Source organism: Burkholderia sp. AU30280, from assembly GCF_020420125.1.
Lineage (GTDB): Bacteria > Pseudomonadota > Gammaproteobacteria > Burkholderiales > Burkholderiaceae > Burkholderia.
Window position 1 is genome coordinate 405681 of the sequence record NZ_JAIZRY010000005.1, and the last position, 20329, is coordinate 426009.

The following is a 20329-nucleotide window of genomic DNA, read 5'->3' on the forward strand; positions in this document are numbered from 1 at the left end:
GACGATAACGATGCAGAAAGACCATCTCGCGCTGCACCCCGCGTCGACGGGGGCTGCCGAAACCGGCGGGCCGGGCGCACCGGCCGTCACGCGGCGCGGCGCGATCGCCGCGGCCGTGATCGGCAACTGGCTGGAATTTTTCGATTTCACCGTGTACGGCTTCTTCGCGGTGTTGATTGGCAAGCTGTTCTTTCCGTCGAGCGACCCGACCACGTCGCTGCTGCTGTCGGTCGCGACGTTCGCGGCCGGCTTCTTCACGCGGCCGCTCGGTAGCGTCGTGCTCGGCGTCTACGCGGACCGCAAGGGGCGCAAGGCCGCGCTGAACCTGACGATCATGCTGATGGCGCTCGGCACGGGCCTGATCGCGATCGCGCCGACGTACGCGCAGGTCGGCGTGGCCGCGCCGCTGCTGGTCGTGTTCGCGCGGCTGATGCAGGGCTTCTCGCAGGGCGGCGAATTCGGCGCGGCGACGTCGACGCTGCTCGAACAGGGCGGCACGTCGCGCCGTGCGTTCCGCGCGAGCTGGCAGCTCGCGACGCAGGGCGGCGCCGCGCTGATGGGCTCGGGCTTCGCGGCGCTGCTGTCGAACACGATGACCAAGGACGCGCTGGAGAGCTGGGGCTGGCGGCTGCCGTTCCTCGTCGGCGTGCTGATCGCGCCGGTCGGCATGGTCCTGCGCCGCCGGCTCGCCGACGATGCGCCCGGCGACAGCCATCACGGCATCGAACGCGGCGTGCTGCGCGAGTTGTTCTCGAAGCACGCGCGCACGGTGCTGCTGCTGATGCTCACGGTGATGGGCGGCACGGTATCGACCTACATCCTGACGTTCTACATGCCGACCTATGCGATCCACACGCTCGGCCTGCCGACGAAGCTGTCGATGTTCGTCGGTGTCGCGTCGGGCTGCGTGATGCTGGTCACGTGCCCGCTGTTCGGCTGGCTGTCGGACAGGCTGGGCAGCCGGCGCCTGCCGATCTTCGTCGGCCGCGGCGTGCTGGTCGCGCTGCTGTTCCCGGCGTTCTGGCTGATGAACCATCACCCGACGTTGTCGGTGATCCTGCCGCTGACCGCGCTGATGCTGCTGTTCTATTCGCTCGGCTCGGCGTCGGAGATGGCGCTGATGTGCGAGTCGCTGCCGCGCCACGTGCGCGCGACCGGCATCTCGATCGCGTATGCGCTCGCGGTGACGATCTTCGGCGGCAGCGCGCAACTGATCGCGACGTGGCTCGTCAAGACGACCGGCAGCAAGCTCGCGCCGGCCGGCTACGTGGCCGCGTGCGTGGTGCTGTCGCTGATCGCGGTGGCGATGCTGCGCGAGACGGCGCGGGATTCGATCGACTGACGCAAAGCATCGCGCAGCACGACGGGCGGCAAGCGGCGATACGCGCTTACCGCCCGCGCACCACCCTCAGGTACGACGCGAGCATCGTCGCGAGTTCCTGCGCGGCCGGCGTGAGCGGCACGGCCGCGCGCTGCAGCAGACAGATGTCCTGCGATTCGGCCTGTTCGCGCACCGGCACCTTCGCGAGCGCGCCGGCAAACGGCCCGTGCCGCGTCACGGCTTCGGTTTCGAGCGACAGGCAATCGGTCTGCGTGACGAGCTGCAGCGTCTCGAACATCCCTTCGACGGTGGCGAGGATCCTAGGCGGCGGCAGGCCGTGCAGGTCGAAGTACGCGAGCAGGCGGTTGACGACGGGGTCGGCGCTCAGGTTCGGCGAGCGCGTCGACACCCACGCGTAGTCGGCCAGTTCGGCGAGGGACTGCGCATGCATCGCCGGATGCCCGTTGCGGCACACGACCACCGGCGCCGATGTCCGCAGCGGCGTGACCGCGAGATCGGTCGTGTCGGTCTGCTTCGCCACGAGCGCGATCGCGAAATCGACCGCGCTTTCCCGCAGCCAGCCGATCATCATCCGCGACGTGCCGGTGCGCAGGTGCACGTCGACCTTGTCGAAGCGCGCGCGGAACGCGCTCAGCACGGGCGCGAACGCGTCGATCAGCGGCTCGGCCACGAGGCCGAGCGTGACGGTGCCTTCGTACGCGCCGCTCAGTTGCCGGATCTCCCGCTCGACCTGCTCGCATTCGCCGAGGATCGAACCGGAGCGCGCGAGCAGCCGCTGGCCGACGGCCGTCGGCACGATCCCGCGATTGGTGCGCGTGAACAGCGTCGCGCCGAGCGTCGCCTCGAGGCTCTGCAGCTGCTGCGTGACGCCGCTTTGCGCGAGATCGAGCGCGCGCGCGGCGGCGCGCAGGCTGCCGTGCTCGACGACGGCCTGGAAGATGCGGAGCTGGGAGAGCGTGAACGCCATGGGCAAGCGCGAGGCCGGTGATCGGGAAATGTGATCATGATAAGGCAGCGGGCGATTCCGGCGGGGGCGCGGGCGCACTACGATCACAAACAGTCCGGCTCGCGCCGTTTGTCCCTCGTCCCGCCCTTCGTCGACCATGAAACGCACCCTCATTCCGCTCGTTTCCCTGTGCCTTGCGCTTGCGGCCGGCGCCGCGCACGCGCTCGATGCGCGCCCGGTGCGCCTCGGCATCGATCCGACCTATCCGCCGATGGATTCGAAGGCGCCCGACGGCAGCCTGAAGGGCTTCGATGTCGATCTGGGCAACGAGATCTGCCGCCGCGCGCAGTTGCGTTGCCAGTGGGTCGAGCTCGAATTCTCGGGGATGATTCCCGCGCTGCAGGCGCGCAAGATCGACGCGATCCTGTCGTCGATGGCGATCACCGAGAAGCGCGAGAAGCAGATCCTGTTCTCGTCGAAGCTGTTCCGCTTCAAGTCGCGGCTCGTCGCACGGCCCGGCAGCGGCGTCGACAGCACGACCGCGTCGCTCGCGGGCAAGCACGTCGGCGTGCAGTCGGGCACGCAGTTCGAATCGTGGGCGCTCGCGCACTGGGCGCCGGCCGGCGTCAGCGTGGTGCCGTACAAGAGCCAGGACGAAGTGTTCGCCGATCTCGCCAACGGCCGCCTCGATGCGGCGCTGCTCGGCACCGTGGAAGCCGACTACGGTTTCCTGCGCACGCCGAAGGGCAAGGGCTTCGCGTTCGTCGGCGCGCCGCTCGACATGGGCGATCGGGGTGTCGGCATCGGCATGCGGCAGTCGGATACGGCGCTCAAGGCGTCGATCGACGGCGCGATTGCGTCGATGCTGAAGGACGGCACGTACGAGCGGATCGCGAAGAAGTATTTCGACTTCAACCCGTACGGCGACTGAGCGCCGCGCTTACCGTCGTTTTCACCTGCTGCCCCGTTTTCATCCGTTCGAGACCATCGATGCAGATTCGCACCACGCCGCTCCTGTCGCCGTCGATCGGCACGCAGCGCACGCTGACGAGCTTTCATTTCGGGCCGGCCGGCACCGGCCGCAAGATCTACCTGCAGGCCGCGCTGCACGCGGACGAGACGCCCGCGATGCTCGCGGCGTTCGTGCTGAAGCAGCGGCTCGCGCAGCTCGATGCCGAAGGCCGGCTCGCGGCCGAGATCGTGCTCGTGCCGGTCGCGAACCCGGTCGGCCTCAATCATCATCTGCTCGGGCAGTTCATCGGCCGTTTCGATCTTGCGAGCGGCCGCAACTTCAATCGCGGCTTCCTGCCGCTCGCGGAGATCGCCGCGCGTGCGCGCGACCGCCTCGGCGACGATGGCGAACGCAATCGCGCGATCGTGCGCGAATGCGTGGGCTCGGCGCTCGACGAGATCGCGCCGCGCACCGAATTCGATGCGCTGCAGCTGGCGCTGCTGAAACTGTCGCTCGACGCCGATGTGGTGATCGACCTGCATTGTTCGCTGGAAGCGGTGATGCACGTGTACACGAGCGACACCGCATGGCCGGAAGTCGAGCCGCTCGCGCGTTATCTCGGCGCCGAGGTGTCGCTGCTCGCCGAAGATTCGGGCGGGCACGCGTTCGACGATGCGCATCACCTGCTGTGGTCGCAATTGCGGCAGCACTTGCCGGCCGGCACGCCGATGGCGGCCGGCGCCGTGGCCGTGACGGTCGAGTGCCGCGGCCAGCGCGACGTGACGTACGAACATGCGGAACGCGATGCCGATGCGCTCGTCGACTATCTTGTGTGGCGCGGCGCGGTGCACGGCGAGCGCGCGCCGCTGCCGCCGCTCGCCGCGCCGGCCACGCCGCTCGCGGGCAGCGAGCAGTTCTACGCGCCGGTGAGCGGGATACTCGTGCACCGCGCCGCGATCGGCGCGACGATCCGCGCCGGCGATCCGCTGTTCGACATCGTCGATCCGTTGACCGACGCGATCACGACGATCTCGAGCGGCACCGACGGCGTGTTCTACATGCGCCGCGCGATCCGTTTCGTGACGGCGGGTGCGCCGCTCGGCCGCGTGACGGGCACGGTGCCGGTGCGCAAGGGAATGTTGCTCGGTGCATGAGCGGCGCGGTGTCCTACCGGTGTGCGATGTAATTTCGTTCTTGTCAAATTGACCGGTTTTGCGCGCATCACTAAATTGTGTCGCGCGGAGTTTGCTCCGTGTTCCGTGAGAAGAACGTTGCAACAGAGTCAGAGTATTGAGCGGGCGGCCGGGTGCCGCCCGTCTTTTTTTCGAGAATCGCGGTGTCGCCGATCCGGTCATCGAGCCGGACGTTGGCCCGGTTCGCGGGGGAAGCGCCGTGCAGGCGCGGCCCGCCGCGCGTGGCGCGCGCCCCTTCGCTCACCCGCGCCGCGCGACCAGCTCCGACACCGTCTGCGCGGCCTGCTGCAGCGGCCCGAGAAACTCCTTCACCATCTGCTTCGCCGTATGCCGCTGTGCGTTGCCGCTGATGTTCATTGCGGCGATGATCTGCCCACGCCGGTTGCGGATCGGCGCGGACAGCGACATCAGTCCCACTTCGAGTTCCTGGTCGACCACGGCCCAGCCCTGCTGGCGCACCTGTGCGATCGCCGCCTTCAGTTCGCCGAGGTCGGTGATCGTGCGCGGCGTATGCGCGCGGATGCCGCTTTGTGCGAGCGTTTCGTCGAGCGCGGCGTCGTCGAGCGCGGACAGCAGCACGCGGCCCATCGACGTGCAGTACGCGGGCAGCCGGCTGCCGATCGACAGGTTGATCGTCATGATCTTGCGGGTCGGCACCCGCAGCACGTAGACGATCTCGGTGCGGTCGAGCACGGCCGCCGAGCAGCTCTCGTGGATCTGCGCGGACAACTGCTCCATCACGGGATCGGCGAGATTCCAGAACGGCATCGACGTGAGGTACGCGAAGCCGAGCTCGAGGATCTTCGGCGTGAGCCGGAACAGCCGGCCGTCGGCCTCGACGTAGCCGAGCGTCTGCAGCGTGAGCAGGATCCGGCGCGCGCCCGCACGCGTCAGGCCGGTGGCCGATGCGACCTCGGTGAGCGTCTGCTCCGGGCGTGCCGCGTCGAACGCGCGGATCACCGCGAGGCCGCGCGCGAACGACTGCACATAGGAGTCGCCGGGTTTCGTCTGGGTGTCTTCGGTTGTCATGAGCGGGTGGAATATCGTGCAGCCGAGAAGATAGCGCATGGGGCCCGACACGCCAACCGCACGGCGGAGCGGGCGCTTGACAGGTCGTCCCCGCACTCCCTATGATGCGTTGAACGTTCGATACACGATCTTATGTTCGTATATAGAACATTTAAGCGCATCCCGGCGGGCAATGCAAGGGGCGCGCCCTGTTCATTCCCCAGCCTGCCCTGGGACCGGAGACACTGATGACCGAAGCTTTTCTGTGTGATGCGATCCGTACGCCGATCGGGCGTTACGGCGGTGCACTGTCCGGCGTGCGCGCCGACGACCTGGGCGCGGTGCCGCTCAAGGCGCTCGTCGAGCGCAACCGCGACGTCGACTGGACGGCGATCGACGACGTGATCTACGGCTGCGCGAACCAGGCCGGCGAGGACAACCGCAACGTCGCGCGCATGTCGGCGCTGCTCGCGGGGCTGCCGCAGGGCGTGCCGGGTTCCACGATCAACCGCTTGTGCGGTTCGGGGATGGATGCGGTCGGCGTGGCCGCGCGTGCGATCAAGTCCGGCGAGGCCGCGCTGATGGTCGCGGGCGGCGTCGAGAGCATGACGCGCGCGCCGTTCGTGATGGGCAAGGCCGCGAGTGCATTCGCGCGCCAGGCCGACATCTACGATACGACGATCGGCTGGCGCTTCGTCAATCCGCTGATGAAGCAGCTGCATGGCGTCGATTCGATGCCGGAGACGGCCGAGAACGTCGCGGTCGACTACAACATCAGCCGCGCCGATCAGGACCTGTTCGCGCTGCGCAGCCAGCAGAAGGCTGCGCGTGCGCAGCAGGACGGCACGCTCGCCGAGGAAATCGTTGCGGTCACGATTCCGCAGAAGAAGGGCGATCCGGTGGTGGTGTCGCGCGACGAGCATCCGCGCGAGACGTCGCTCGAAACACTGGCGAAGCTGAAGGGCGTCGTGCGCCCGGACGGCTCGGTGACGGCCGGCAACGCATCGGGCGTCAACGACGGCGCCGCCGCGCTGCTGCTCGCGAACGAAGCCACCGCGAAGCGCTTCGGCCTGACGCCGCGCGCACGCGTGCTCGGGATCGCGACGGCCGGCGTCGCGCCGCGCGTGATGGGCATCGGCCCCGCGCCGGCCACGCAGAAGCTGCTCGCCCGGCTCGGGATGACGATCGACCAGTTCGACGTGATCGAACTGAACGAGGCGTTCGCATCGCAAGGTCTCGCGGTGCTGCGCATGCTCGGCGTGGCCGATGACGATCCGCGCGTGAACCCGAACGGCGGCGCGATCGCACTGGGCCATCCGCTCGGCGCGTCGGGCGCGCGTCTCGTGACGACCGCGATGTATCAGCTGCATCGCACGAACGGCCGCTTTGCGCTGTGCACGATGTGCATCGGCGTCGGCCAGGGCATTGCGATCGCGATCGAACGCGTCTGACCCGCGTCTCGTGGCGAAGCGGCCGGGTACGGCCTGCTTCGCTGCTTGACCGCGTTACCGTTTCCGAATCGATGCGCGGCACGAGCTTCTCGTGCCGCGCATCGTCGTTAACCGGCCTGCGACAACCGCATGAGGCGCGCATCGCGCGCGTCGATCCCGGTGTCCGCGAACGCTTCTTCGCCCGCGTGCCGGTGCGTCAGGCGGTCGGTCCTTCCAGATGAATGTCTTCCGGCTCGAGCGCGTACAGCGCCGGGTCGGGCGATGCGCTGACCGTGAAGCCGAGCCGCAGGTAGAAGTCGATCGTGTTCTGCGACGGCGTGGCGGACACATACAGGCGTGCAGCGCCCATCGCGCGCGCCTGCTCGCGGGCCGCGCGGTAGAGCTGCTCGCCGAGCCCGCAGCCGCGCCAGTCGCGGCTCACGTGCAGGAACTTCAACTGCAGCATGTCGCGGTGCGGGCCGAGCGGCTCGCTGTCGACGACGACCGCCGCGACGAGCCGTGCGCCGTCGAACAGGCCGAGGCACCAGCCGCCGCGATCGTGGCAGTCGAGCAGGATCGGCGTGTAGTGGTCGGCTTCGCCGTCGGGCCAGCCCGCGACGTCGTAAAAGTCGGGAACGAGATGGAGCGCGCCGTCGCGCAGCACATACAGGTGTTCGATGATCTCGCGCCGGTCGATGGTCCACACGAGCGGCACATCGTCGCGCGTGAGCAGGCGGGCGGAAAGCGCGTCGCGTTCGACGGCGGTGCGGCGCGTCATGCGGCCTCCCGATGCGCGGCGATCGCAAACATCAGCGGCAGGCGCGGCATGCCGTCGGGCGGCACCATCCGGCGGCCGTCCAGCTCGCGCATGCCGTCGAAGCCCTTCCAGCCGTTCGCATACGGATATTCGGTCAGGCGGTCGATCGCGAGCCCGGCCGATAAGAGCGCGTTCACGACTTCGCCGATACCCCACATGAACTCGTAGCTCGGATGCGGGTTCGCGAAGTCGACGACGCCCGGATGGTCGTGCAGCGCGCCGAGCCCCGTGCCGGATGCGGCGACGTAATCGCCGACACCTGTCGGTTCTTCGGTCGCGTCGCCGTTGAAATAGTCGTAGTGCAGCTTCCAGCGTTCGTCGAAAACCAGCGCAAACGGATGGAACTCGACCATCGCGAAACGGCCGCCCGGCGCGAGCAGCGCGGCGATCCCGCGTGCCCACGCGTTCAGGTCGGACAGCCAGCAGAGCGCGCCGTACGACGTGAACACGCGATCGAAGCGCTCGCCGCGCGCGGCGGCCTCGGGCATCCAGTCGAGCACGTCGGCGCGCTCGAAACGCGCGGGCAGGCCCGCGTCGGTCGACAGTTGTCGTGCGAACGCGATGGCTTCGTCGGAGATGTCGACACCCGTCGCATCCGCGCCGTCGCGCACGAGGCTCAGTGTGTCCTGCCCCGCGTTGCACTGCAGGTGCAGGAGCCGCAGCCCGCGGATGTCGCCGAGCAGTTCGCGTTCCTCCGGAAAGAGTGTCGAGCCGCCGTCGCGGAAGAACGCGGCCTGATCGCCCTTGTGACTGTTATGTGCGACTGTCGCCGTATTCCAGGACAGCCGATTCAGTTCGTGCAATGCCTTTTTCATCGAATTCGAATGCCGATTGAATGGAGCAGGATAAACGGAATCGTTTCGCCGCGTGCAACGGCTGACGGCAATGGGATGCCGTGCAGCGTGGCGTGACATGCGGATGGACACGCGCCGCGATTATTGCCGGATTATTTGATCTAAATCATGGCAGCCGCCGAATTGAATATTTTATGCGAAGAAAGGGTAAGGTTTTTCCCCAATATGCCGACAGTACGATGAAGACTGTCGTAAAGCGATAAACCGTTTTTCGGCTACTGAGCGTGAAGTCAGCGCGGTGCGGACGACAGATCCGCTTTTCGGAGCCTTGCATGCGCAATAACCAGCCCGTTACCCAACAGGAATTCGATTTTTCCGACGACGTCACGCTGATGTCGACAACCGACGCAGACAGCATCATCACCTACGCCAACACGACGTTCGCGCAGGTGAGCGGCTTCACGAACGAGGAACTCGTCGGCCAGCCGCACAACGTGGTGCGCCACCCGGACATGCCGCGCGAAGCGTTTGCCGACATGTGGGCGACGCTCAAGGGCGGCGAGCCGTGGACCGCGCTCGTGAAGAACCGCCGCAAGAACGGCGATCACTACTGGGTGCGTGCGAACGCGATTCCGGTGATGCGCAACGGCGAGCCGCAGGGCTACATGTCGGTACGCACGAAGGCGCCGCACGACGAGTCCGAGGCCGCCGACGCGCTGTATCGCGCGTTCCGCGAAGGCAAGGCCGGCCGGCGCCGGTTCCACAAGGGGCTGGTGATCCGCACGGGGCTGCTGCGGATCGCGTCGCTGTCGCAGACGATGTCGGTGCGCGCGCGCGTGCATTCGGCGCTGTGCGTGCTCGCGCCGGCGGTCGTCGGCGCGGGCTGGGCGTGCGGGCTGGCCGGTGGCGGCCTCGCGGCGTTTGCCGGCGTGACGGTCGGCGTGGCGGCGGCGGCCGGCCTGTGGCTCGATGCGCAGATCGTGCGTCCGCTGAAGCGGCTGCACGAGCAGGCGCTGAACGTCGCGACCGGTGAAAGCCGGCGCGGCGTGCGGATGAACCGCGTCGACGAGATCGGCATGACGCTGCGCACGATCAACCAGCTCGGGCTGATGTTCCGCTGGCTCGTCGACGACGTCAGCGAGCAGGTGCTGAACGTGCAGCGCGCGAGCAACGAGATCGCACAGGGCAACAACGACCTGAGCGCGCGCACCGAGCAGGCGGCGTCGAGCGTGCAGGAGACGGCCGCGTCGATGGCCGAGATGACGGCGACCGTCGACAGCAACGCGGAGACCGCGCTGCAGGCGAACCGGCTCGCGATGTCGGCCAGCGAGGCGGCCGGGCGCGGCGGGCAGGCGGTGGGCGAGGTGGTCGCGACGATGAGCGACATCACCGCCAGCTCGCGCAAGATCGCCGACATCATCGGCGTGATCGACGGCATCGCGTTCCAGACCAACATCCTTGCGCTGAACGCGGCCGTGGAAGCGGCACGCGCAGGCGAACAGGGGCGCGGCTTCGCGGTGGTCGCCGGCGAGGTGCGGGCGCTCGCGCAGCGCAGCGCGAATGCGGCGAAAGAGATCAAGACGCTGATCGGCGCGAGCGTCGAGCGCGTCGAGTCGGGCGCGCGGCGGGTGGACGAGGCGGGCAAGACGATGGAGGACATCGTCGCGCAAGTGAAGCGCGTGTCGGATTTGATCGCGGAGATCAGCTCGTCGACGGCCGAGCAGAGCACCGGCGTGTCGCAGGTCGACCAGGCGGTGGTGCATCTGGACAACATCACGCAGCAGAACGCGGCGCTGGTCGAGCAGAGCACGGCGGCGTCGGAGAGCCTGAAGCAGCAGGCGACGCGTCTCGTGGATGCGGTGAACGTGTTCCGCTGATCGTCGGGGCGCGCACGCAATGTGCGCGCCCGATCCATGCATCGTGATTGCCGTGCGCAATACGCGTTCCGGTTTTTCCATTCAATCAAAATGCACAAAACGAGAAATATTCTTATTTAATATTTTGCGTTTATGCGTCGGCCTGATATTGGGTAAATTGCGCCGAATGATCAGACGAATGGCCGTCAAACCGTTTCCTGGTCTGGTGTTTAGTTTCATCCATAAACAAATTGTTTGGTAAAAGAAAGATTATGCATTTTTAATGCATATTTTCCCGAATACACCATCATGTTTTCGCGGAATGTGCCGAAAGCGCAGGTGTCAGATCTACGCGCATGCGGATAGACCGAAATGCGCGGGGTCGCGAATCAATCGACAAGCGGACGCAAGATCCGTTACCCGGAGTTCCACACCATGCGCAACAACCAGCCCGTCACGCAACGCGAATTCGATTTTCCTGATGACGCGACGCTGATGTCGACCACCGACGCGAACAGCTACATTACCTACGCGAACGCGGCATTCATCCAGGTCAGCGGATTTTCCCCCGAAGAGATCGAAGGTCAGCCGCACAACGTGGTGCGCCACCCGGACATGCCGAAGGAGGCGTTTGCCGACATGTGGGCGACGCTCAAGGGCGGCGAGCCGTGGACCGCGCTCGTGAAGAACCGCCGCAAGAACGGCGATCACTACTGGGTGCGCGCGAACGCGATTCCGGTGATGCGCAACGGCGAGCCGAAGGGCTACATGTCGGTGCGCACGAAGGCGACGCGCGACGAGATCGCGGCTGCGGAGGCGCTCTACAAGGAATTCCGCGAAGGGCGGGCCGGCAACCGGCATTTTCACAAGGGGCTGATCGTCCGCAAGGGCGTGGCCGGTTTCACGTCGCTGTTCCAGACGATGTCGGTGCGCGCGCGGCTCCATCTGTCGCTGTGCGTGCTCGCGCCGGTCGTGGTGGCCGGCGGGTGGGCGTGCGGGCTGGCCGGCGGTGGGCTCGGGGCGTTCGCGGCGGTGACGGCCGGCGCTGCGGCTGCTGCGGGGCTGTGGCTCGATGCGCAGATTGCGCGTCCGCTCATGCAGTTGCGCGACGAGGCGTTGCGCGTGGCGACCGGCGAGAGCCGTAGCGGCGTGCGAATGAATCGGGTCGACGAGATCGGCATGACGCTGCGCACGATCAACCAGCTCGGGCTGATGTTCCGCTGGCTCGTCGACGACGTCAGCGAACAGGTGCTGAACGTGCAGCGCGCGAGCAACGAGATCGCGCAGGGCAACAACGACCTGAGCGCGCGCACCGAGCAGGCATCGACGAGCGTGCAGCAGACGGCCGCGTCGATGGCCGAGATGACGGCGACCGTGTCGAGCAATGCGGAGACGGCGCTGCAGGCGAACCAGTTGTCGGTGTCCGCGAGCGAGGCGGCGGGGCGTGGCGGGGCGGCCGTGAGCGAGGTGGTTGCGACGATGAACGAGATCACGGCCAGCTCGCGGAAGATCTCGGACATCATCGGCGTGATCGACGGCATCGCGTTCCAGACCAACATCCTTGCGCTGAACGCGGCGGTCGAAGCCGCGCGGGCCGGCGATCAGGGGCGCGGCTTCGCGGTGGTTGCCGGTGAGGTGCGGGCGCTCGCGCAGCGCAGCGCGAACGCGGCAAAGGAGATCAAGACGCTGATCGGTGCGAGCGTCGAGCGCGTCGAATCGGGTGCGCGGATCGTCGACGGCGCGGGCAAGACGATGGAGGACATCGTCACGCAGGTGAAGCGCGTGTCGGACCTGATCGCGGAGATCAGTTCGTCGACGGCTGAACAGAGCACGGGGGTTACGCAGGTCGACCAGGCGGTGGTGCATCTGGACAACATCACGCAGCAGAACGCGGCGCTGGTCGAGCAGAGCACGGCGGCGTCGGAGAGCCTGAAGCAGCAGGCAACGCGGCTGGTGGAGGCGGTGAACGTGTTTCGGTGAGCGCGGCGGAAGAGATGACGCAGGCACGACGGAGAGGGACGCCGGCCCGCGTCGGACCGCCCGGTTCCGGCCGGGCGGTCAGGGCCCGTCGCCGAAGCGGCAGGCCCTGAACCGTTACGTCAGACGGCGAGGCAGAGGTACTTGATCACGACGTAGTCGTCGATGCCGTAGTGCGAGCCTTCGCGACCGAGGCCCGATTGCTTCACGCCGCCGAACGGTGCGACTTCGTTCGAGATCAGGCCCGTGTTCACGCCGACCATCCCGTATTCGAGCGCTTCGGCGACCTTCCACACGCGGCCGATGTCGCGGCTGTAGAAGTACGCGGCCAGGCCGAACTCGGTGTCGTTCGCGAGGCGGATCACTTCATCGTCGCTGCCGAACTTGAACAGCGGCGCGAGCGGCCCGAACGTTTCCTCCTTCGCGACCTTCATCGCCGGCGTGACACCCGTCAGCACGGTCGGCTCGAAGAAGCCGTGGCCGAGCGCGTGGCGCTTGCCGCCCGTCACGACGGTCGCACCCTTCGCGAGCGCGTCCTCGATGTGCGCCTCGACCTTCAACACGGCCGCTTCGTTGATCAGCGGGCCTTGCGTGACGCCCGGCTCCGTGCCGCGGCCCACCTTCAGCTGGCCGACGGCCGCCGCGAGCTTCTGCGCGAACTGGTCGTACACGGCTTCGTGCACGTAGAAGCGGTTCGTGCACACGCAGGTCTGGCCGCTGTTGCGGTACTTCGACGCGATCGCGCCCTGCACGGCGGCGTCGAGATCGGCATCGTCGAACACGATGAACGGGGCATTGCCGCCGAGCTCCAGCGACACCTTCTTGACCGTCGCCGCGCATTGCGACATCAGCAGGCGGCCAACCGGCGTCGAGCCGGTGAACGACAGCTTGCGCACGATCGGGTTCGACGTCAGTTCGCCGCCGATCGCCTTCGGGTCGCCCGTGACGACGCTGAACACGCCGGCCGGCACGCCCGCGCGCTCGGCCAGCACGGCCATCGCGAGCGCGGAGAACGGTGTCGCCTCGGCCGGCTTCACGACGATCGGGCAGCCTGCGGCGAGCGCCGGGCCGACCTTGCGCGTGATCATCGCCGCCGGGAAGTTCCACGGCGTGATCGCCGCGCACACGCCGATCGCCTCCTTCGTCACGACGATGCGCTTGTCGCTCGCGGGCGTCGGGATCGTGTCGCCGTATACGCGCTTGCCTTCTTCCGCGAACCATTCGAGGAACGATGCGGCATAGCCGATCTCGCCTTTCGCTTCAGCCAGCGACTTGCCCTGCTCGGTGGTGAGGATCAGCGCGAGGTCGTCGGCGTTTTCCATCATCAGGTCGTGCCACTTGCGCAGGATCGCAGCGCGTTCCTTCGCGGTCTTCTTGCGCCACGCCGGCCATGCGGCGTTCGCGGCTTCGATCGCGTGACGCGTCTCGGCCGCGCCCATCGCGGGCACCGTGCCGAGCAGGCCGCCCGTCGCCGGGTTGCGGACCTCGAACGTCTCGCCGTTCGTCGCGCCTTGCCATTCGCCGTTGACGTACGCCTGCTGGCGGAACAGCGACGGGTCTTTCAGTGCCAGGGTTTCCTGAACCGTGCTCATGTGAATCACCTGCTTCGAAAAGGACGGATGAAACGGCCGCCGCCGTCGTAAAGACGGCGGCGGCGCATTCGATTGAAGTCGACGGAAACTCAGGCCGGCACGCCGACCGTTTCCTTCAGCACTTCCTCGAGGATCACGAGCGCTTCGTCGAACACGGCTTGCGGGATCGTCAGCGGGAACAGGAAGCGCACGACGTTCGAGTACACGCCGCACACGAGCAGCAGCAGGCCGCGCTCGAGCGCACGCGCCTGCACGCGCTTCGTGAATTCCGCGTCCGGCTCGCCCGAGCCCGGCTTCAGGAACTCGACCGCGATCATCGCGCCCGGGCCGCGCACGTCGGCGATCTGCGGCACGTCCGCCTGCAGCGCGTTCAGCTTCGCCTTCAGCACGTCGCCGAGTTGCGTCGCGCGTTCGCACAGCTTCTCTTCGTCGATGATCTCGAGCACCGCGTGTGCCGACGCGACGGCCAGCGGGTTGCCCGCGTACGTGCCGCCGAGGCCGCCGGGCGCTGCCGCGTCCATCACGTCCGCACGGCCGACGACGCCCGACAGCGGCATGCCGCCCGCGAGGCTCTTCGCCATCGTGATCAGGTCGGCCAGCACGTCGTAGTGCTGCATCGCGAACAGCTTGCCGGTACGCGCGAAGCCCGTCTGCACTTCGTCGGCGATCAGCAGGATGCCGTGTTCGTTACAGATCTTGCGCAGCGCGCGCACGAATTCGGCCGGCGCCGGGTTGAAGCCGCCTTCGCCCTGGACCGGTTCGAAGATGATCGCGGCGACGCGCTTCGGATCGATGTCGGCCTTGAACAGCATCTCGATCGCCTTGATCGAGTCGGCGGTCGTCACGCCGTGCACGGCATTCGGGTACGGGGCGTGGAACACGTCGCCCGGGAACGGGCCGAAGTTCAGCTTGTACGGGGCGACCTTGCCGGTCAGCGCCATGCCCATCATCGTGCGACCGTGGAAGCCGCCCGAGAAGGCGATGACGCCCGGACGGCCGGTGGCCGCACGCGCGATCTTGATCGCGTTCTCGACGGCTTCGGCGCCGGTCGTGAAGAATGCGGTCTTCTTCGGGAAATCGCCCGGCGCACGGTCGTTGATCTTCTCGGCCAGCTCGACATACGACGCGTACGGGACGATCTGGTAAGCGGTGTGCGTGAAGTGGTTCAGCTGATCCGCGATCGCCTTGACGATCTTCGGGTGGCGGTGGCCGGTGTTCAGCACCGCGATGCCCGCGGCGAAATCGATGAAGCGGCGGCCTTCGACGTCCCACAGCTCCGCGTTCTCGGCGCGGGCTGCGTAGAAATCGCACATCACGCCGACGCCGCGCGGGGTGGCGGCGTTCTTGCGGGCCTGCAGGTCGGCATTCTTCACGGTCATCTCCTTGATGTTCTTTCCGGTGAGTAGAAAATCGGGCGCTTCGACAGCCCATGGAGGCGACTATAATCACATTTGGCTCTGGCAATCAGAGCCATTTCAATAAATATTCAGGAGCCAATCATGCGCGCGAGCGTGTTGTCGGACTGGCTCGCGCAGCGCCTCGTGCGCGGCGGCGAACAGCCGATCTACCGGCAGCTGCACCGGCTGCTGCAACAGGCGATCCTGTCGCGCGAACTGCCGGCCGGCACGCGCGTGCCGTCGTCGCGGCTGCTGGCCGCCGAGCTCGGGATCGCGCGCAACACGGTCACGCAGGTTTACGAACAGCTTTCCCTCGAAGGCTATGTGAACTCGGCGACCGGCCGCGGCACGTTCGTCGCCGACAGCGCGCCGGACGAGATCGTCGGCGCGCCGACCGACGCGGCCACGGCTCGCCCGGCGCTCGTGCAGCCGTCCGCGCGGCGGCTGTCCGCGCGCGGCACGCGGCTCGTCGAAGGGGCCGGCGTGTCGAAGCGCCAGGGCGGCGCGTTCATGCCGGGCGTGCCCGACGTGTCGCGATTTCCGGCGCGTGTATGGACGCGGCTGCACAACAAGTACTGGCGGCGGCTGCGCCCCGACCTGCTGACCTACGCGCCGGGCGGTGGGCTCGCGCTGCTGCGCGAGGCGCTGGCCGACTACCTGCGCACGTCGCGCTCGGTGCGCTGCACGCCCGAGCAGATCGTGATCACGACCGGCATCCACCAGTCGATCGACCTGGCGGTGCGGCTGCTGACCGATCCGGGCGACGCGATCTGGACCGAGGATCCGTGCTACTGGGGCGTGCGCAGCGTGCTGAACGTGTCGGGGCTGACGACGCGGCCGATCCCGGTCGACGACGAAGGGATCGCGCCGAGCGCCGCCGATCTCGCCGAACCGCCGAAGCTGATGCTCGTCACGCCGTCGCACCAGTATCCGCTCGGGATGGTGATGAGTCTTGCGCGGCGGCGGATGCTGCTCGAATACGCGCGCCAGCACGGCTGCTGGATCATCGAGGACGACTACGACAGCGAATTCCGCTACGGCAGCCGGCCGCTCGCGTCGCTGCAGGGGCTCGATACCGCCGGGCAGGTGATCTATGTCGGCAGCTTCGGCAAGACGCTGTTCCCGGGGCTGCGGGTCGGCTATCTGGTGGCGCCGGAGCCGCTCGCGGAAAGCTTCGCGACCGCGAGCGCCGAACTGTATCGCGAAGGGCAGTTGCTGCAGCAGGCGGTGCTCGCCGAATTCATCGCGGAAGGGCACTTCGTGTCGCATATCCGCAAAATGCGCACGCTGTACGGGCAGCGCCGCGAGGTGCTGCTCGACGCGGTCGCGCAACGCTACGGCGACACCCTGCACGCGCTCGGCAGCGATGCGGGGCTGCATCTGGTCACGCAGTTGCCGGAAGGCGTCGACGATCGCGCGGTCGCGCAGGCCGCGCTCGAACGCAATATCGTCGTGCGGCCGTTGTCGGGGTATTACGCGGATCGGGATCGCGCGGCACCGGGGTTGCTGCTCGGCTATGCGTGCGTGCCGGAGGACGAGATCGCGACTGCGTTCGCGACGCTCGCCGAGGCGATCGACGAGCGGGCGTTTGGCAAGGCGGTCGAGGTGGCCTGAACGGCGCCTGCGGTTGCGGCATCGCGTTGCGATGTTCGCGGCCGCCATCGAGGCCGGGCGGCGTCATGCTCGCTCGACGGCCGGGAGAGCATGCGCGTCCTGCAGTACCTGCCGCGAATCTCAATACCCGATCCACACCGCGAACGTCAGCACGACGCACGACAGCGCGAGCAGCGTCAGGAACAGCGGCAGCACGAAGCGGATCCACGCGCCGAAATCGACGCGCGCCGTGGCCAGGTACGCAAGCAGCATTCCGGACGTCGGCGTGACGAGGTTCGTCAATCCGCCGCCGAGCACGAACGCGAGCACCGACGTCTGGCCGCTCACACCCGAGAGCTGCGCGATCGGCCCGATGATCGGCATGCTGACCGCGGCCTTGCCCGACACCGACGGAATGAACACGTCGAGCACCATCTGCACGCCCATCAGCCCGTTCGCGACCCACACCGGCGACTGCCCGTCCGCGAGCCGCGTGAAGAAGTTGATCAGCGTGTCGAGCACGAGGCTGTTCTGCAGCAGCAGTTCGACGGAAGCGGCGAGCCCCATCAGCAGTGCGGCGAGCATCATGTTCTTCATCCCGTCGACGAACGCGTCGGCCGCGCTGCGCGAATCGAGCCCGCCGATGATGGCCGTCGCGATGCTCACGGCCGTGTAGAACGCCGCCAGCTCGACGTTGCCCCACTTCAGCTCGCGCGTGCCGTAGATCAGCATCGCGACGGCGGCGGCGAACACGACCAGCGTCGCCTTGTGGCGCAGCGACAGCTTCGCGGCCGCGTGCGCGGCATGGCCCGCGGCGGTCTGCCCGGCCCGATAGCCGGTGTTGCGCACGTAGCGCAGCAGGTACAGGATGCCGATCGTCAGGAATACGACGAATACGGCGGCGCGCAGCGCGACGCCGCTGAACAGCGGCACGCCGACGAGCGGCTGCGCGACGGCCAGCGCGAGCGGGTTCGTGACCGACGCGATATAGCCGATCTTCGCGGCGAGCGCGACGAGGGCGACCGCGAACAGGTCCGGGAGACCGAGGCGCCGCGCGATCACGACCACCATCGGAATGATCACGAGGTACTCGGAGATGAAGCCGAGCAGCGTACTGCCGAGCCCGATCAGGATCATCAGCATCGGTGTCAGCAGGTATGCGTTGTTGCCGGTGAGCTGCAGCAGCCGGTCGATGCCCGCGTCGACCACGCCGGTGCGGCGCATCACCCCGAACATCCCGCCGACGAACATCACCATCACGATCAGCGGCGCGTTCTTCAGCAGCCCTTGCGGCACCGCGACGAACGCCGAGACGAGGCTTGCCGGCAGCGCTTGAGCGGACGTGCTGTGACTGACGGCCGGGGCGACGAGCGTCGCGAGGGCGGTGGTCTTCGGCACCACGTGATAGGTGCCCGGCACGACGAGCCGGCCGTTGCGCGCGAGCTGGCCCGAGTCGACGACCCACGTGAGCGCAATCGCCGCGGCGAGCACCCACAGCATCATCACGACGGGATGCAGCATCTTGCCGTGCGGATGCGGCGTGTGACCGGCGGGCGCGGCCGGATCGCCGGCCGCCGGAATGCCGGCCACCGGAGCGCCGGCCGCCGGATCGTCAGCCGCGAGTGCGGGGGTGTCGGCGCCGTGCGCGCCGGCCGGGTTCGGAGAAGGGGCGGACATCGGATCCTCGTCGAAGAAGAAGCGGGCCGTCAGGCCGGTTGCAGCGCGGCGCGCGCCGGGACGTAGCCGAGTTCGGCGGAAATGGCGAGGCTGCACGCCTGCAGGCGTTCGAGATAGTCGGGAATGTCGGCGTGGCTCACGCGCACCTCGGGCCCCGTCACGCTGACGGAGGCGACCGTTGCGCCCGTCAGGTCGCGCACCGGCACGGCGATCCCGACCGCGCCGGGCGTCACTTCGCCGCTGCTCACCGCGTAGCCCTTGCGCGCGACCGCGTCGAGTTCGCCGGCGAGCGTCGCCGGGTCGTCGGCCTGCCCGTTCCGGCGCAGTTGCGCGAGATATTCGTCGCGCACCGCGCCGGGCGCGAATGCGAGCAGCACCTTGCCCGATGCGCCGAAATGGATCGGCCGGCGATTGCCGACCGCGCCGACGGTGCGCACCGCGTGCGTCGTTTCGCAGCGCGCGACGCACACCGATTCGAGCCCTTCGCGTACGCGCAGCACGATGGTCTCGTTGATCGCCTGGTTGAGCGCGAGCATGTGCCGGTGCGCGGCGCGCACGAGCGCGTTCTGCTGCGATGCGGCCACGCCGATCACGAACGCCTGCGGGCCGAGCGCATAGGTGGACGTGCGCGGGTCCTGCACGACGAAGCGATGCAGTTCAAGCGTGCACAGCATCCGGTACGTGCGCGACTTGTTGATGCCGAGTTGCGACGCCAGCTCGGTCACGCCGAGGTTCGGATGCTCGGCCACGTAGGTCAGCAGCTTCAGCGCGCTGTCGACGGCGTCGACGATGTAGGTCGTCATGCGGGGCCTCCCTGCGGTGCGATGCGCGCGCGGACGTAATCGGCGAGTGCGTCGAGGTACGCGTCGACCGAGCGCTTCAGCGTGGCGAAGCCTGCATGTTTCGCGAATGCGGCCTCGTCCATGTACAGCGCGCGGTTGAATTCGATCTGGATGCCGTGGCGTTGCCGTGCGGGATCGGCGAGTGCGGTCAGCAGGTCGCCGCCCTGATACGGGTCGTTGACCTGCACGCGATAGCCGGCGCCCGCGAACCACTGCGCGGTCCACTCGGTGAACGCCGGATCGGCGGTCGTGCCGCGCCGGTCGCTGACGACGACGTCCGGCCGCAACGCACCCGCGTCGACGTTCATCGCGTTGCCGCGCGACTTCATCGAATGGCAGTCGATGTGCCACAGCGCGCCGTGCGCCGCATGCAGCGGCTCGGCGATGCCGGCGAGCGCGCGGCGGTACGGCAGGTAGTACGCGTCGATCCGGTGGCGTACCTCCGCGAGCGACAGCTTGCGGTCGTACAGCGGCACGCCGGGCAGCGCGTCGCGCCGGATCAGCCCCATCCCGCGCTGCGTGTACGGCTGCGGCGACAGCGGCTCGGGCCACGGCTCGGCGAGCAGCGTCGCGTCGATATCGGTTTCCGCACGGTTCGGATCGATGTACGCGCGCGGAAACGTCGCGCCGAGCAGCGTGCCGCCGCGCGCAGGGGCGCCGGCCCACAGTTCGTCGATGTACGCGTCCCACGTCGTGCGGATCGCGTCGTCGGGTGCGACGGTGGCGAAGTCCGGCGGATACGCGATGCCGCTGTGCGGCGAGTCGACGACGATCGGCAGCGCCGGCACCGTCGGCGTCGCGACGAAATAGGCAGGCGATGCGTCGACAGTCGCGTTGTTGCAATTAAACGTCAGCATGGGGATCAGGTTCTTTACCTAGTTTCTCGAGGCGTCTCGTTCGAATATTTTAATCA

16 protein-coding genes are annotated in these 20329 nt (G+C 67.8%); 7 read left to right on the forward strand and 9 right to left on the reverse strand.

The window, feature by feature from the left end; genetic code table 11:
• The first annotated feature begins 10 nt into the window (after window positions 1–10).
• Window positions 11–1342, forward strand: a complete 1332-nt coding sequence (locus LGN17_RS14715) for an MFS transporter (protein WP_226197440.1) — start codon at window positions 11–13, stop codon at window positions 1340–1342.
• Window positions 1343–1388: 46 nt separating this feature from the next.
• On the opposite strand, the gene LGN17_RS14720 is transcribed toward LGN17_RS14715, so the two are convergent.
• On the reverse strand, window positions 1389–2309 hold the full coding sequence (locus LGN17_RS14720) for a LysR family transcriptional regulator (protein ID WP_175952580.1): 921 nt from the start codon (window positions 2307–2309) through the stop codon (window positions 1389–1391).
• 136 nt (window positions 2310–2445) lie between these two features.
• On the opposite strand from LGN17_RS14720, the gene LGN17_RS14725 reads away from it, so the two are divergent.
• Together LGN17_RS14725 and LGN17_RS14730 are read left to right on the forward strand one after the other, a co-directional pair.
• Entirely contained in the window at window positions 2446–3219 is a 774-nt protein-coding gene (locus LGN17_RS14725) for a transporter substrate-binding domain-containing protein (protein ID WP_226197441.1), read from the forward strand.
• A gap of 59 nt (window positions 3220–3278) precedes the next feature.
• Window positions 3279–4394 carry a succinylglutamate desuccinylase/aspartoacylase family protein gene (locus tag LGN17_RS14730; protein WP_226197442.1) on the forward strand — a complete coding sequence of 372 codons (1116 nt, stop codon included), beginning with the start codon at window positions 3279–3281 and terminating at the stop codon, window positions 4392–4394.
• Window positions 4395–4673: 279 nt separating this feature from the next.
• On the opposite strand, the gene LGN17_RS14735 is transcribed toward LGN17_RS14730, so the two are convergent.
• Window positions 4674–5501 carry an IclR family transcriptional regulator gene (locus LGN17_RS14735; RefSeq protein ID WP_413227024.1) on the reverse strand — a complete coding sequence of 276 codons (828 nt, stop codon included), beginning with the start codon at window positions 5499–5501 and terminating at the stop codon, window positions 4674–4676.
• A gap of 188 nt (window positions 5502–5689) precedes the next feature.
• Here LGN17_RS14735 and pcaF point away from each other — a divergent pair, with 188 nt between their 5' ends.
• The gene (gene pcaF / locus LGN17_RS14740) at window positions 5690–6892 is read left to right on the forward strand and encodes a 3-oxoadipyl-CoA thiolase (RefSeq protein WP_175952576.1); all 1203 of its coding nucleotides are present in this window, start codon (window positions 5690–5692) and stop codon (window positions 6890–6892) included.
• Window positions 6893–7088: 196 nt separating this feature from the next.
• On the opposite strand, the gene LGN17_RS14745 is transcribed toward pcaF, so the two are convergent.
• Together LGN17_RS14745 and LGN17_RS14750 are read right to left on the reverse strand one after the other, a co-directional pair.
• Window positions 7089–7649 carry a GNAT family N-acetyltransferase gene (locus LGN17_RS14745; protein WP_226197443.1) on the reverse strand — a complete coding sequence of 187 codons (561 nt, stop codon included), beginning with the start codon at window positions 7647–7649 and terminating at the stop codon, window positions 7089–7091.
• Window positions 7646–8503, reverse strand: coding sequence for a class I SAM-dependent methyltransferase (locus LGN17_RS14750; RefSeq protein ID WP_226197444.1), 858 nt, complete (start codon window positions 8501–8503; stop codon window positions 7646–7648). The genes LGN17_RS14745 and LGN17_RS14750 overlap by 4 nt, the downstream gene beginning before the upstream one ends.
• A gap of 311 nt (window positions 8504–8814) precedes the next feature.
• Here LGN17_RS14750 and LGN17_RS14755 point away from each other — a divergent pair, with 311 nt between their 5' ends.
• Window positions 8815–10359, forward strand: coding sequence for a PAS domain-containing methyl-accepting chemotaxis protein (locus LGN17_RS14755; protein WP_226197445.1), 1545 nt, complete (start codon window positions 8815–8817; stop codon window positions 10357–10359).
• Window positions 10360–10773: 414 nt separating this feature from the next.
• A complete protein-coding gene (locus tag LGN17_RS14760) occupies window positions 10774–12318 on the forward strand; it encodes a PAS domain-containing methyl-accepting chemotaxis protein (protein ID WP_226197446.1) in 1545 nt (514 codons plus the stop codon).
• 119 nt (window positions 12319–12437) lie between these two features.
• Here the strand turns inward: LGN17_RS14760 and gabD are convergent, their stop codons facing one another.
• Window positions 12438–13907 carry an NADP-dependent succinate-semialdehyde dehydrogenase gene (gene gabD / locus LGN17_RS14765; RefSeq protein WP_226197447.1) on the reverse strand — a complete coding sequence of 490 codons (1470 nt, stop codon included), beginning with the start codon at window positions 13905–13907 and terminating at the stop codon, window positions 12438–12440.
• An 89-nt stretch (window positions 13908–13996) separates the two neighbouring features.
• Window positions 13997–15286 carry a 4-aminobutyrate--2-oxoglutarate transaminase gene (locus tag LGN17_RS14770; RefSeq protein WP_175952562.1) on the reverse strand — a complete coding sequence of 430 codons (1290 nt, stop codon included), beginning with the start codon at window positions 15284–15286 and terminating at the stop codon, window positions 13997–13999.
• A gap of 120 nt (window positions 15287–15406) precedes the next feature.
• Here LGN17_RS14770 and LGN17_RS14775 point away from each other — a divergent pair, with 120 nt between their 5' ends.
• On the forward strand, window positions 15407–16918 hold the full coding sequence (locus LGN17_RS14775; protein WP_226197448.1) for a PLP-dependent aminotransferase family protein: 1512 nt from the start codon (window positions 15407–15409) through the stop codon (window positions 16916–16918).
• 120 nt (window positions 16919–17038) lie between these two features.
• Here the strand turns inward: LGN17_RS14775 and LGN17_RS14780 are convergent, their stop codons facing one another.
• The 3 genes from LGN17_RS14780 to LGN17_RS14790 are packed head-to-tail and all read right to left on the reverse strand — an operon-like array spanning window position 17039 to window position 20273.
• Window positions 17039–18574 carry a YfcC family protein gene (locus LGN17_RS14780; RefSeq protein WP_226197449.1) on the reverse strand — a complete coding sequence of 512 codons (1536 nt, stop codon included), beginning with the start codon at window positions 18572–18574 and terminating at the stop codon, window positions 17039–17041.
• A 29-nt stretch (window positions 18575–18603) separates the two neighbouring features.
• A complete protein-coding gene (locus tag LGN17_RS14785; RefSeq protein WP_226197450.1) occupies window positions 18604–19377 on the reverse strand; it encodes an IclR family transcriptional regulator in 774 nt (257 codons plus the stop codon).
• A complete protein-coding gene (locus LGN17_RS14790) occupies window positions 19374–20273 on the reverse strand; it encodes an N-formylglutamate amidohydrolase (protein WP_226197451.1) in 900 nt (299 codons plus the stop codon). The genes LGN17_RS14785 and LGN17_RS14790 overlap by 4 nt, the downstream gene beginning before the upstream one ends.
• Window positions 20274–20329 lie beyond the last annotated feature (56 nt).